Annotated in this window: 13 protein-coding genes, 1 pseudogene and 1 riboswitch; of the genes and pseudogenes, 7 read left to right on the forward strand and 7 right to left on the reverse strand. The window is 42.5% G+C overall.

The window, feature by feature from the left end; genetic code table 11:
- Positions 1–162: 162 nt before the first annotated feature.
- The 6 genes and pseudogenes from FTV30_RS08750 to FTV30_RS08775 all read right to left on the reverse strand — a co-directional run bounded on the left by FTV30_RS08750 (position 163) and on the right by FTV30_RS08775 (position 6,129).
- Complete coding sequence (locus FTV30_RS08750) at positions 163–741, reverse strand: transglycosylase SLT domain-containing protein (protein WP_180001429.1); 579 nt, start codon at positions 739–741, stop codon at positions 163–165.
- Between the two features lie 211 nt (positions 742–952).
- Positions 953–1,441, reverse strand: coding sequence for a GNAT family N-acetyltransferase (locus FTV30_RS08755; protein WP_180001430.1), 489 nt, complete (start codon positions 1,439–1,441; stop codon positions 953–955).
- Positions 1,442–1,530: 89 nt separating this feature from the next.
- Positions 1,531–2,729, reverse strand: a pseudogene (locus tag FTV30_RS08760) (acyl-CoA dehydrogenase family protein).
- Between the two features lie 22 nt (positions 2,730–2,751).
- Positions 2,752–4,047 (reverse strand): acyl-CoA dehydrogenase family protein, encoded by a 1,296-nt coding sequence (locus tag FTV30_RS08765; protein WP_074382715.1) that lies wholly within the window; start codon positions 4,045–4,047, stop codon positions 2,752–2,754.
- Between the two features lie 239 nt (positions 4,048–4,286).
- Positions 4,287–5,660: an AarF/ABC1/UbiB kinase family protein gene (locus FTV30_RS08770; protein WP_180001431.1), complete on the reverse strand. Its 1,374-nt coding sequence runs from the start codon at positions 5,658–5,660 to the stop codon at positions 4,287–4,289.
- A gap of 160 nt (positions 5,661–5,820) precedes the next feature.
- Positions 5,821–6,129: a hypothetical protein gene (locus FTV30_RS08775; protein WP_005097049.1), complete on the reverse strand. Its 309-nt coding sequence runs from the start codon at positions 6,127–6,129 to the stop codon at positions 5,821–5,823.
- Positions 6,130–6,328: 199 nt separating this feature from the next.
- Between FTV30_RS08775 and FTV30_RS08780 the strand changes: the two genes are divergently transcribed.
- From FTV30_RS08780 to FTV30_RS08805, 6 genes are all read left to right on the forward strand, one after another.
- Positions 6,329–6,715, forward strand: coding sequence for a DUF1311 domain-containing protein (locus tag FTV30_RS08780; RefSeq protein ID WP_180001432.1), 387 nt, complete (start codon positions 6,329–6,331; stop codon positions 6,713–6,715).
- 204 nt (positions 6,716–6,919) lie between these two features.
- Complete coding sequence (gene prmB / locus FTV30_RS08785) at positions 6,920–7,930, forward strand: 50S ribosomal protein L3 N(5)-glutamine methyltransferase (protein ID WP_034609000.1); 1,011 nt, start codon at positions 6,920–6,922, stop codon at positions 7,928–7,930.
- Between the two features lie 13 nt (positions 7,931–7,943).
- Positions 7,944–9,038, forward strand: a complete 1,095-nt coding sequence (gene aroC / locus FTV30_RS08790; RefSeq protein WP_180001433.1) for a chorismate synthase — start codon at positions 7,944–7,946, stop codon at positions 9,036–9,038.
- 68 nt (positions 9,039–9,106) lie between these two features.
- Positions 9,107–9,625, forward strand: a complete 519-nt coding sequence (locus FTV30_RS08795) for a GNAT family N-acetyltransferase (RefSeq protein ID WP_074382719.1) — start codon at positions 9,107–9,109, stop codon at positions 9,623–9,625.
- A 127-nt stretch (positions 9,626–9,752) separates the two neighbouring features.
- Positions 9,753–10,661, forward strand: coding sequence for an AEC family transporter (locus tag FTV30_RS08800; protein WP_180001434.1), 909 nt, complete (start codon positions 9,753–9,755; stop codon positions 10,659–10,661).
- A gap of 330 nt (positions 10,662–10,991) precedes the next feature.
- Positions 10,992–11,079: riboswitch (glycine riboswitch) on the forward strand.
- 135 nt (positions 11,080–11,214) lie between these two features.
- A complete protein-coding gene (locus tag FTV30_RS08805) occupies positions 11,215–12,459 on the forward strand; it encodes a D-amino acid dehydrogenase (protein ID WP_180001435.1) in 1,245 nt (414 codons plus the stop codon).
- A gap of 84 nt (positions 12,460–12,543) precedes the next feature.
- Here the strand turns inward: FTV30_RS08805 and FTV30_RS08810 are convergent, their stop codons facing one another.
- Complete coding sequence (locus FTV30_RS08810) at positions 12,544–13,197, reverse strand: hypothetical protein (RefSeq protein WP_180001436.1); 654 nt, start codon at positions 13,195–13,197, stop codon at positions 12,544–12,546.
- A gap of 100 nt (positions 13,198–13,297) precedes the next feature.
- Between FTV30_RS08810 and ispF the strand changes: the two genes are divergently transcribed.
- The gene (gene ispF / locus FTV30_RS08815; RefSeq protein WP_005170695.1) at positions 13,298–13,786 is read left to right on the forward strand and encodes a 2-C-methyl-D-erythritol 2,4-cyclodiphosphate synthase; all 489 of its coding nucleotides are present in this window, start codon (positions 13,298–13,300) and stop codon (positions 13,784–13,786) included.
- Positions 13,787–13,788: the final 2 nt, after the last annotated feature.

The following is a 13,788-nucleotide window of genomic DNA, read 5'->3' on the forward strand; positions in this document are numbered from 1 at the left end:
AGATCCATGCACGCATGGCAGTCTTGAATAAATTCACAGAATTAGGTCGCCCTCATACCCAAGTTGTCTCTTAAATTTGAGTAGCTTAAGGGAACTCAGCCTTTCAAACCTTTATGCAACAAAGCCGTTTTAAACTGATTCAAGCATTATGTTAAAGATAAATTAAATTACATTCTTCAGATCTTTTTTATGCTGTTTCACTTGTTGTGCATAACGTTTGCCTTGCTTACGCATTTTACGGTTTTTCTCATAGGCAGTCGGACCTACATTATAATAGCCCAGTGCTTTTTCTAAGCTGCCACTGGATTCATGATAACGAGAAAGAATATGGCTACCACATGAAATATTTATAGCTTCATTATATAAATCATCACCACAAGTCGCTTGCCAATATCTTGGCATAATTTGCATGAGGCCAACAGCTCCAGCATGTGAAGCCACTTGGCTACGATAAGTTGACTCCTGACGAATTACGGCTGCTACAAGTAATGGATCCAGACGATTTTTTTCTGCATTCTGAATAATCAAAGGTGAAACGCGAGTTGCGGTGGTTGCTGGAACACCGTAGGCTGTCTGAATTCCTTTAGACAGTTGAGCAGAACGTTTTTCTAAAGAATTGCCGCCAAGAGAAGAACAGGCACTAAAAAACACGGTACTTAGACCAAGCAGCCCAATTTTAAAAATTGTGCTATTGAATACTGGTAATAATAAGTTTTTTCTAACAGAAAATTTGCCTAACAACTTTCAGCTTCCATGTATTTTTAAAATTAAACTGATCTTAGGAAGATGTATAAAAATCGTCAAGAAATTATATGATTTGTTTACAAAGTCAAAGCAGATCTGCTTGAATCATGGATGATTTATGAAGAGGTGATCAAAGAAAAGCCGGTTGGAATAGAGATTTATTTAAGGCTTTTCTTGGTGTTATGGATAAGATGAGGATCGACATCGATTAGGCTAGGTTTTTAAGCATCCAGATTTCACAGGCTTGACTATGGCCAGTGTCGCCTTCAGGCCGATCCAGATGCTCAAAACCTAAGTTCTCGTACAGCTTCACCGCTTGCCAAAGGTTTTTGGTAGTCTCGATATAAATCCGTTCAAATTTATGTTGTTGGGCAAAATCAAAGGCCAAATTCAAAATCTGTTTTGCAAAGCCATATCTACGAATGGCTGGTAGAAAATACATTTTCTGTATTTCTAGAATATTGTGGTCACCTTGTAGTGGAGCAATACCACCACCGCCATAAACCTGATCCTGTTCATCAACAATGACCCAATAGGCAGAATTTGGCTGTTGATATACGTCATACAGGTGATCCAGAATTGAATCACCTACAGCGCAACCGGACTCCGCTGCCAGACCAAACTCCATGGAAACGTCACGAATAATCTTGGCAATTTGAGCATTATCTTGAGGCTGAAGGGGACGAATAGAATACATAGCACATGACATAAAAGAAGATGGAATTTTTATAGTCCGAAAACTTTAAAAAATCCATCTTTTTCCTTCAATTTTTCTTCGATAAAGTTTTATTTTAGCTCACTCGAAGATTTACCCAGTTCGCGTCGAGCGTAATCAGTTGCTGAATCTGCTGGGTACCTTCAAAAATATCCAGAATCTTGGAATCACGTGCCCATTTTTCTAACAGTTCAGTTTCGTTATAGCCTACCGCAGCTGCCAATTCTACACATTTTAAGGTGATTTCATTCCCCATACGTCCAGCTTTGGCCTTTGCAATAGATGCTTCACGTGAATTCGGTTTATGATTATCTGCCATCCACGCCGCTTTGAGCATCAGCAAGCGCGCAGCTTCCCATTCTGCTTCCATACGATAGATTTGTGCAGCGATATTGGAGCTTTGTAAATAGGGCGTGACATAACTGGAATCCAGTTGATCCTTAAAAATTTCCTTGATACGTTCCAGCGAGGCTTTGGCACAGCCAATTGCCATGGCAGCGACCAATGGCCGGGTATTATCAAAGGTTTCCATTACACCGGCAAAGCCCTTGGCAACATCGATTTCTGCATGACCGAGCAAGTTTGCCGCAGGTACTCGACAATTGATCAGACGAATCGTGGCAGTATCCGAAGCTTTAATTCCTAACTTATGTTCCAGTCGTTCAACCTTCATTCCGGGCGTACCTTTGGTCACCACAAATGATTTAATTGCCGATCGTCCCAGTTTTTTATCTAATGTTGCCCAGACCACAACCGCATCGGCACGTTCCCCAGAGGTCACAAAAATCTTCTCACCATTTAAAATATAGTCATCACCATCTTTGGTCGCAGTGGTGCGAATTGCAGCAGAATCTGAGCCGAAACCTGGTTCGGTAATCGCCATGGCTGCCCAAGTCCCATGAAAACGTTGTCGCTGTTCTTCATTTGCCACCGCTGCAATGGCTGAATTTCCTAAACCTTGACGTGGCATAGACAGCAATAAACCCGTATCGCCATAGCACATTTCAATAATACTCAGGGCAGTAGACATATTAATACCATTTTTATTGCTGCTGTCGGTCTCGCCCCGTTTATTCACTGCTGCGCCCGCATTCATACCTTCACTGCCTTGGTTCATACCATCTACGATGGAGGCCAGCATATCCAGCTCTTTAGGATAAGTGTGTTCAGCCTTATCATATTTACGCGAAATAGGGCGGAGTACATTGAGTGCAACTTCGTGCGCTTGATCAATCAGGAGTCTGAATTTTTTTGGATTTTGTAGATTCATGATAGTTTTCTTTATTCTCCGATCAGGCATGTAGGCCAGAATGAACAATCGCAGTGGCTCTGAGGTCTCGATACCAGCGCTCGACCGGATGTTCTTTGGTAAAGCCATGACCACCCAAAATCTGCACGCCATCTGTACCGATTTTCATGGATTTTTCTGCGCAGAGTAAACGTGCCAGATAAGCTTCACGATGAAAAGGTTGGCCGGATTCAGCCAGACTGGCAGCATTGAAAATCAGCATCTGCATGGCATCAATTTCAATCGCCATATCAGCAATCATAAAAGCGACACTCTGACGATGGGAAATGGGCTCGCCAAAGGCAGTCCGTTCATTGGCATATTGTATGCAGTATTTTTTCACGGCTTCACAAGTGCCGACGGCCATGGCACACCACATCAAATTGCCTAAATCAACGAAAGTATGATAATCGAAATCATCATCACCCAAACGCTGCGCTGGTGTATTTTTAAATTGAAGTGTGACGCTTTCAGTTGCTTTTAGACCCATGGCAGGGGATTTTTTTGCAGTAATGCTATGGTCACGTTGTACCACAAAGACCTCAGGTGTTCCGTCTAGATCGGCACTGACCAGATAAAGATCCGCATTTTCTCCGAGCATGACCAAGGTCTTTTCACCGCTAATCAGATAATGCGCCTGATGAGCAATCGCTTGAGTTTTTAGTTGATACGGATTAAATGCGGCGGTTTCTTCCTGTACCGCAAAGCTTGCTTTCAGCTCTGGATTTTCTGCGAAAGCACCAAGATATTTTGCCTGAATCTGCTCTGAACCCCAGCGGGTAATGGCATTGATCACACTAAAGCTAGACAGTAAACCGGCAGTCAAACTGAAATCCCCGCGAGCCAAATGTTGTGCAATTAAAATATTACTGACAATATTCTGTTCGCAGGCGATACCCCCTAAAGCTTCGGGCAAGGCATAGAAATTCAGACCGAGATCGGTGTTATATTGCCACAGTTCATACGGAAATATTTCCTGCTGATCGGCAGCATGCGCCAATGGATAAAGTACCTCTTGAGCAAATTTCTGCATCGCATCGCAGGTCAGTTGCTGTTCTACAGACAGGTTTAGATCAAACAGTGCTTTAGATTGAGGGGGGAGACGCTGTTTTTGAATGTTCTGGCCAGATTTCAGGATTTTCTGGGTTTGACTCAGGGTTTTAAATCCTGCTTTGGAACTTTGATACAGGGATTTTTCTATAAATTTACGCAGCTTTAATTGATCTAATATTTCGCTACCCGCAATTTTGGTCAGCATGGACAAGCCAAATCCTTGAGCTTTGTTCACCATATTATTCATTTTGATTATCCTATGGGTGTTGTCACGTTATTTTATTCATGCTGACATGCACGCCAAGAAAAAACCATGTCATCGCTGACATGAATGATTGACAATTTTTAAGTTATTAAAAGTTAATAGATGGTAAGCTAAGTTTATGAAAATATAATTAAAAACAAGAAAAGAGAAAATTATTTTTGAATAAAAATTGACCCGGATGACAAAATCATCCGGGTTTCTATGTAGCGTCTATTAGGGTATCAAAGGTAATTTTTGATCATGGCACGCACATTGGTTTTGGCATCAATCACGGTCATAAAGGTATATGCACCGATGAATTTACGACTAATAAACATAAATTCCTTGGGTGGAACACTGAAATAACGCGAAGCCATAGATCTTGAAGCCTGTTGCATGACACGGCTATGCAATTGGCTTTTTTTCCAGTCATAACGATTATGTTGATCCATCACATTAGCTGGCAGCTCCTGATTATTCAATGGTGAGCTAAAAGCCTCAGTGGCCAGTAAAAAGACCTTGGCCATATCCGGCTTGATGCTTTGCGGAATTGAATCAAAAAACTCATAACCGGTCATGGCTTTGACCATCATGTCTGAGTCGTGATGATAACCGGCCTGAATCAGATTTCGCGCGACGCTGAGCAAATGCTGGTCAAACTGACGGATGGCACCAAAGTCGAGCAGGACAATCTTGTCAGGAATATCTTCGCCATTGCCCAGACGAACCAGATAATTCCCAAAGTTCGGATCGGTCTGCATTTCACCCCATTCAAAAATTTCACGTACGGCAATTTCTAACGATGCTTCACCCAACTGGTTGCGGCGTTCTTGTGGCAGAGACAACATTACTGGGCTATTGATCGGCACACCGCGTTCGAAAGTCATGCACAGCACGCGATCAGAGCAATACTCATCAATAATCATCGGCACGATATAGCGCGGATCGTCTTTTAAACGTGCCGCAAAACGCCGTGTGGTATCTGCTTCAATCTGATAGTCCACTTCACGATGCATCATCTCACGGACTTCATCGAACCACTGGTCGAACTCGCGGGTTTGCGGCACCAGACGCGTCAGTTTGAGCATGTTTTTAAACAGGCTCATATCTGAATCAATGGCTTCTGCCACACCGGGATACTGAATTTTTAAGACCAGTTCCATGCCATCAGATTTGCGGGTAGCGCGATGGACTTGGGCTAAAGATGCAGTGCCCAAAGGCTCATGATCAATGGTGAGATCATTCAGCTTTGCACCGAGCTGCTGCTGTAATTGTGTCTTGATCGCTGGCCAAGCCAGTGCCACGGTCTGGTTGTTGAGCGTATTTAAAGCCTGTGTGACTTCTTCTGGCAAAAAGTGTTCGCCATACAGCGCCATCATCTGGCCGATTTTAACGATTGAACCTTTGAGCTTACCAATTTCTGCAACCAGATAATCCGCCTGCTCTTTCATGGCCTTTTTACGTTTCTTTTCTTTTTCTTCTTCACTCGAAAATATGGAGCCTGCACTGGAAGCCGCCCAACGCGTGCCTGCCAGCAAGGATGCCTTTGCGATCGATAAGCGTCGATCCATAGAGGAGGTTTTCAGTTGTTTAAGCTTATCGTTCTGATCTGACATGTAAACTCAATCCTTTCATCATCAGCATGAAGCAGAATAAATCATTGTAGGGGATATTAGCGCTTCTGCACGTATTAAAAAAGTTTAAGCCGCTGAATTCATAGTAAAAGCTAGGCAAGCTTTCATTTATTCACCAGCCTGTATCAGTTTAGACAGGGCATTATGCCATTTGAAATTGGATTTTTAATTCAGATCGTTGTTGTAACTGTTGTTTATTTGTTTGAATATGTTGATGAATCAGGTGCTGGACACTGTCGTGCATAAAACCCAATGCATAGCCTTTTACAATCACAATACTCGGCAAACCAAAAAACAGATATTTGGCATCGTCCAGTGTCGCACTGCTAAATACACCATGCTGGATTAAAGTTGACTGCAAAAATACCTTTTCTTGCTGCACCTGACCGGAAACCTGGTCATTCCAGTAATTTTGGCGCATCGCCATAAGATTATTGTGCTTATAGCTCATAGGACCGGGCTCGTTTGAAGATTTAATTCGGATTATATGTGGGTGATAGGCCAGTTTTCAATTGCACAACTGTTTAATTTGCTGCCGGAGAAATACATAGGATTATTGCAAGGACTGCGTTAATATTCATGGATAATTTAAACAATATTGATTGTTAAACATTTATTGGAATTATACCAGTTTAGGTAAAGGGGATTTTATGCGTCTTGCATGGTTTTTGGTTGCAGTTTTTGTGGGTAGTGCAGTTCAGACTCAGGCTGCTGTAGGATATTCCAAGGAATATTCGCAGTGTATGAACTTTAGTTATGGTAATACCGCTAAAGCAGAGAAATGCCTAAAGAAAGAGCTGAAACTACACAACAAACGTCTGAAGAAAAGCTATAAAAATTATCTAAAGCTGAATCCGAATCAGACCGCGGCCATCCGCAGTCAGCATGTGCTTTGGGAACGTAAACTGTCGCAGCAATGTAATTTAAGAGTGTCTGGAAAATATGCCAAACAGCAACAAGGTCAATGTATGCTGGCCTTGATTATGGATCAGGCAAATCTTTATCAATCCCGCTCCTATGCACCAGGTTCACGATAAATCACCACATGAGGCATAGTTTGAATTGTCTGAACTTGCTCTGAAAAAACTAGAATGACAGGTTGAGGATTGGGTAAAAAAACACGAATTTTATCATTTTTATGAGCCTAGAGAATTCGTGTTTTTCATACTTTTAGCATTATAAAAGCAGGCAAAACAAGGTATCATAAGGCGTTTAAAAAAATGACCTTGGAGACGCCCTACGTGGATCGACCGACTATTAGCCCTGAACATATTCAGGAAGCCGCTGAAAACCTAAGCACAATTCGTGATTTTATCCGCTTTGGTGTGACAGCATTACGTCAATATGATGCGCACTTAGGCCAAGGTACAGAAGATTATTTTGCTGAAAGTTCAGCATTGGTATTACAAAGCATGTCATTGGAATGGAAAGCGGATGCTGAAATTCTCGAGGCAAAATTACTCCCAAGTGAAAAAGCTGAATTTTTAGGATTGTTGGAGCGCCGTATCAATGAGCGTATGCCAACTTCATATTTATTGAATTTAGCCTACTTTGACGATAAACCTTATTACGTGGATGAGCGTGTACTGATTCCACGTTCACCGATTGCTGAACTGATTCAAAATCGTTTTGCACCTTACTGCCTGGATGAAAATTATCAGGCGCGTGAAGGTGTAAACAATCTACCTGAAAATCCAGATCCAAAAATGCCTCGCCGTATTTTAGATATGTGTACAGGTTCAGGTTGTATCGCGATTGCTCTGGCTTATGCTTTTCCGGAAGCCGAAGTCGATGCCACTGATTTATCTAAGGATGCTTTAGAAGTAGCACAAATTAACTGTGAACATCATAACCAACAGTTTAATGTGGCCTTGCTTGAGTCTGACCTGTTCGAAAAAATTCCTGCTGAAAATCAATATGATTTAATCGTATCGAACCCACCATATGTGGATGCAGAAGATATGGCTGATCTTCCCGATGAGTTCCATCACGAACCTGAAATGGCATTGGCTGCGGGTCAGGATGGTTTGGATCTTGTACGTAAAATGTTGGCACAAGCGGCAGATTACCTGACTGAAGACGGTCTTATTGTCATTGAAGTCGGTAACTCGGAATGGGCGATGAAACAGAACTTCAATTCAGTCGATTTCTACTGGTTACAATTCCAGAAAGGTGGTTCAGGTATCTTTGCACTCACTGCACAGCAATGCCGTACTTACCGCGATTTATTCATTCAGTCTATTCAAGCATAAGGAGTCGTGTGACATGGCAGGTAATAGTATAGGGCAACTGTTCCGTGTGACGACTTGTGGTGAATCTCACGGTGTGGGCCTGATGGCCATCGTTGATGGGATTCCACCGGGTATTGAGCTGTGTGAAGCCGATTTGCAAAAAGATTTGGACCGTCGTAAGCCGGGTACATCGAAATTTGCCACCCAGCGTAAAGAGCCGGATGAAGTAGAAATTATTTCTGGTGTGTTTGAGGGTAAAACCACTGGAACATCGATCGGGCTCTTGATTCGTAATACGGATCAGAAATCGAAAGATTATGGCAATATCGCGCAAACTTTCCGTCCGGGTCATGCAGACTATACCTATACCCAGAAGTACGGTTTCCGTGATTATCGTGGTGGTGGCCGTTCAAGCGCGCGTGAAACAGCGATGCGTGTGGCAGCGGGTGCCATTGCCAAGAAATTCCTGTTAGAGAAATTTGGCATTGAAATTCGTGGCCATGTCACACAAATTGGTACTGAAAAAGCAGAAAAACTGGACTGGGATGAAGTGCCAAACAATCCATTCTTCTGTGGCGATGTGGATGCCGTGTCACGTTTTGAAGCGCTCGTGACTTCACTACGTGAACAAGGCACCAGCTGCGGTGCAAAACTTGAAATTATTGCGTCTAAAGTACCTGTGGGTTGGGGTGAACCGGTCTTCGATCGTTTAGATGCAGATATTGCGCATGCCATGATGTCGATTAACGCGGTCAAAGGCGTTGAAATTGGCGATGGTTTTGGCGTCGCTGAGCAATTTGGTCATGAAACACGTGATGAGTTAACAACAGACGGTTTTCTGGCAAACCATGCCGGTGGTATTTTAGGCGGTATTTCTAGTGGTCAGGACATTCGTGTCGCGATTGCACTGAAACCAACGGCTTCAATCACTACTCCGGGTAAAACCATTAATATCGATCGTGAAGATACAGACGTGTTGACCAAAGGCCGTCATGATCCTTGCGTGGGCGTGCGTGCGACACCAATTGCAGAAGCGATGCTGGCGATTGTGCTAATGGATCACTTTATGCGTCATCGTGCGCAAAATGCCGATGTAGTTACGCCTTTTGAGCCGATTGAACCAAAATAATTCGCTTTTCATCTGAAGCGGATACGATTAGAGTCAGACTTCGGTCTGGCTTTTTTTATATTTATATAATGAAAAATAACAATATTCGCTTGGCAAAAACTACAGATATCCAGAACATTGTTGTATTGATCAATACAGCTTATCGTTCCAATCGTGGCTGGACACATGAACATAAGATGGTTGCTGGTCAACGGATTAATTGTGATCAGGTAATGATTCTCTTGGCACAGACTAATGTTAAGCTTTTTGTATTAGAGAATCATGATCAGATCATTGGCTGTATTGGGCTGACTGAATTCGATGACTCTATCGAAATTGGAAGTTTTGCCATTGATCCAGACCAACAAAACTCGGGTTATGGAAAGCAGTTACTAGATTTTGCCGAGTTTTATATTATTGATACGTATCAGAAGAAAGTGATTCGAATGTCAGTATTGAATGTCCGTACAGAATTGATTGCTTATTATCAGCGCCGTGGCTATCTATTGACTGAAAAAATTGAAGCATATCCACTAGATCAAAATGTCGGAGAGCCTTTGATTCCGTTACATTTACTGATTTTAGAAAAAATGATCAGATCAATATAATGAGTTGATGAAAATTCAAGCATTTTACTTCTTAAATTAATTGGTGAAACAGCCACTAAATATGCTAGTTTTTGTGCACCGTCTAAAGGGTATTGAAAAATAGACGGGAAACAGACCAGGATGGCACATGCTGCAAATTATTTTAACTTCTTTATTTCCTCTTATTGGCTTGATCAGCTTTGGCTATCTGCTTAAGCATGGGCAATGGTTGAGTGAAGACTTTTGGCGCGGTGCAGAAAAGTTAAATTATTATGCACTATTTCCAGTGATGTTATTTTTAAATCTGGCCACTGCCAAGATTCAGATGAATGTGATTCAGGATGTGGTACTGGTGGTATTTAGTATCATGATCGTGGTCAGTATCGTACTGTATATCTTGCGCCATATGTACCAGATATCTTATGCGCGTTTTGGCGTCTATGTTCAGGGCTTGTTGCGCTTCAATACCTATATCGGACTTGCTGCGGTCAGTAGCTTATTTCATCAGCAGGGCATGACCATCTTCGCTGTGATCATGGTGTTGTGTATTCCTTTGGTGAATATCTTATCGGTACTGGCATTTACCCGCAGTCACGATATGCAGCTGAAAAAAATCATTCTGGATTTGTCTAAAAATCCATTAATTTTAGGCTGTATGGTGGGTGGTGTGTTTAATCTTTCCGGTTTGGCACTCTGGGCAGGAGCAGAGCAATTTCTTAAACAGATTGCACTATGCAGTTTGCCACTCGGTCTGATGTGTGTAGGAGCAGCCTTAAAGTTTCAGGGCTTTCAGCGAGATGTATTGCCACTCAGTCTGATGACCTTTGGTCGCCTGTTTGGAATGCCGCTGATTGCATTTTTAGTCTGTAAAATTTTCCAGATTGATGCATTCACCACGCAAGTATTGGTATTGTTCTTTGCCTTACCTACCGCCTCAGCGTCTTATGTGTTAACCCGGGTATATGGCGGCGATAGCCAGTTAATGGCGAGCATCATTAGTGTACAAACCGTCGTAGCGGCGGGAAGCTTAATATTGGTACTTTCCTGGATTATTTAAAATTCCTTGATTCTCAAATAGATGATATAAGATCTAAATCCTGAATTTAAACTCTCTATGCTTTGAACCATTAAAATAGCCTAAGCAATAAAGGTTCTATTTAAGCGCCAAAATCAAATCAATCCTAAAATCTTATAAAGTTTAGAATCTGTTGTATCTCGCTGAATAGAGCAAAAGTGAAATCTAAAAATTTGGTAGATGGGCAATATCAGTCAGCAGCAATAACTCAGTTTAATTCGGAACAGTAATTACAAATTGATTCACGTGAACTCACATAAATAAAAACTGTCTTATTGAATAAAATGGTATATAAATTGCTCATGATAATAAAACATTATTGCAGGAGAGAAATGCTTCTGCGTTCGCCGAAGGAGCAAGTTCCCAGGAAACTCTCAGGCAAAAGGACTGTGATAATGGATAAAAACTCTGGAGAGAAGTGTTCAATCACTCACCGAAGGGGAAGGTGCTCGCATTGATGTGCAATGCAGCGACCGAAGCTCTCAGGTACACATGACAGATGGGAAAAGACATCAATATAATCAAGGAGGTGTCTATGTGTCATGTCGTGGTGATTGGGGCGGGTATTACTGGGGTAACCACAGCGTATGAGCTTGCTTTGGCAGGCTATCAGGTGACTGTGATAGATCGACATCTCTATCCGGCCATGGAAACTTCTTTTGCCAATGGCGGCCAGCTTTCAGCCTGTAATGCCGAAGTATGGAACCAGAAAGCTACGGTACTCAAAGGTATCAAATGGATGTCTCAAAAAACTGCACCACTTTTGCTCAATCCTTCTTTTAGTGTGCATAAATATAGTTGGCTCATGGAATTTTTGGGAAATATCAAACATTATGAAGCCAATACCCGAGAGACTGTACGTTTGGCTTTATTGGCCAGAGCACGTTTGTATGAAATTGCCCAAACAGAACAGATTGATTTTGATCTGGAAAAACGCGGCATTTTACATTTTTATCATAACAAGACGGATTACGATGTCGCGATCAAGGTCAATGACCTGTTGTGTAGCGGCGGACTGGAGCGCAATGCCATTTCCAATGCGGAAATCAAGCAGATCGAACCTGCATTAACAGGCGATTACTATGCCGGATTTTACTGCCAGAGCGATGCGACCGGAGATATTCATAAATTCAGTACAGGACTGGCCAAAGCCTGCATGCAAAAAGGCGTGAAATTTGAATTTGGCCAAGATGTCTTTGCCGTCGATCATCAGGCTCAACATATTCGGGTGAAATGCAAACCCAGTACTGAAAATGTACATCATTCTACAGATGACATTCTGGAAATTAATGCAGATGCCATTGTGGTGTGTGCGGGTGTGGGCAGTTATCAATTGGCCGAGATTTTAGAGGAACGAGTCAATGTTTATCCGGTCAAAGGTTATTCAATTACCGTGCAGCTGAATGATGAACAGAGCCAAAACAATGCACCATGGGTCAGCTTGCTCGATGAAAGTGCCAAAATTGTCTTGTCACGTCTGGGTAAGGATCGTTTACGAGTCGCAGGAACCGCCGAGTTTAATGGCTATAACCGGGATATTCGTGCAGACCGGATTCAACCACTGATTGACTGGAGCAATCGTAACTTTGATCTGTGTACCGAGCATGTCGTACCTTGGGCTGGCTTACGCCCGATGATGCCAAATATGATGCCTGTGGTGCGCCGTGGTAAACATGAGCGGGTATTTTATAATACCGGCCATGGTCATCTGGGCTGGACCTTGTCGGCTGCAACGGCTGCACTGATTAGCAAGGAAATTGCTCAATACTATCCTGCTTAAATTGATGGCCCGCATGCGGGCTATTTTTTACATCAAATTTCTCATTTTATATAAGGTTAAGTTTTTAATATTTTTTAAATTGAATCAATCATATAAGCGATAAACCCCAGTAAAACGTTCACAACCTTTTTGCTGAGTGTTGACGGCTAGAATCGCTTTACTATAGTTAAACTCATAGCGGCAGTCATTTTCATTATCCATGATCTGTTCTTTTGCTGCAGGCGTGGTATAGGCTAAAAATGGAACAGTCTGCGTTTCGGCCCGGTTATTGGGATTGCGATAGGCCTGACCTTCAATCTTGATGCGGTCTTTAGTCAGTTGATGAATCTTGATATGCACAGGCTGTTTGGTCATTTGTCCCTGCTCGAACTTAATATAATGCTGAGTTAGGCTTTGATTCAGTGAAATATAGATATTTAAATCATCGAGGCGCCATTCAAACTGCTGTTTAAAACAGTCCAGCGTTTTGCATTGCTGTAACCGATTTGCCCATAACTGTTGGGTGTCTTGCAATAAGCGAACGGGGGCATCAGTAATTAAAAAAGCGGTCAAGTATTGGTCAGCGAGTTTTTCCCGAGCTTCGGACAGCGCTACTGAGCAGACTTTATTCATGGCCGCTGTTTTTTTGCTGTCGTTGTTACAGTCGAGTGGGTTCGCTGAACTACCCGCAGATATCATCCCCAGGCCGAGCATCAGGCCAATTATTTTCAACATATTTATATCAGTTTTCAGTAGCATGATCGCTTATACTTTCACTGTGTTACGCTTGGTCTAACTATAGCGAAATAGAAAGCAAGTGTACAAGATTTCAATGGGCTATTTCTAAAGGATGTATAAGGTGATCGCACAAATTCGTATTGGTCAGGGTCTGGATGTGCACGCATTTGAAGAGGGTGAGTTTGTCACTTTGGCCGGCATTCAAATTCCGCATACGCACGGTCTGAAAGCACATTCGGATGGTGATGTGATTCTGCATGCACTCTGTGATGCATTGTTGGGCGCGTTGGCACTTGGAGATATTGGCCAGCATTTTCCGGATACCGATCCGGATTTTAAAGGTGCGGATAGCCGGGTATTGTTGAAGCAGGTTTATCAGTTAATTCTGGATCGTGGCTATCAGCTGAACAATGCTGATATTACCGTCGCCTGTGAACGTCCAAAACTGGCGAAACACAATCTGGCCATGCGTCAAAGTATCGCAGATGTGCTCAATGTCGATGTCACTCAAATCAGTATTAAAGCCACTACCACTGAGCAGCTCGGTTTTACCGGTCGTCAGGAAGGTATTTTATCTATGGCAACCGTGCTGTTGAGCCATAATAAATAGGC

The organism is Acinetobacter sp. YH12255 (assembly GCF_013417355.1).
Classification (GTDB): Bacteria; Pseudomonadota; Gammaproteobacteria; order Pseudomonadales; family Moraxellaceae; genus Acinetobacter; species Acinetobacter pseudolwoffii.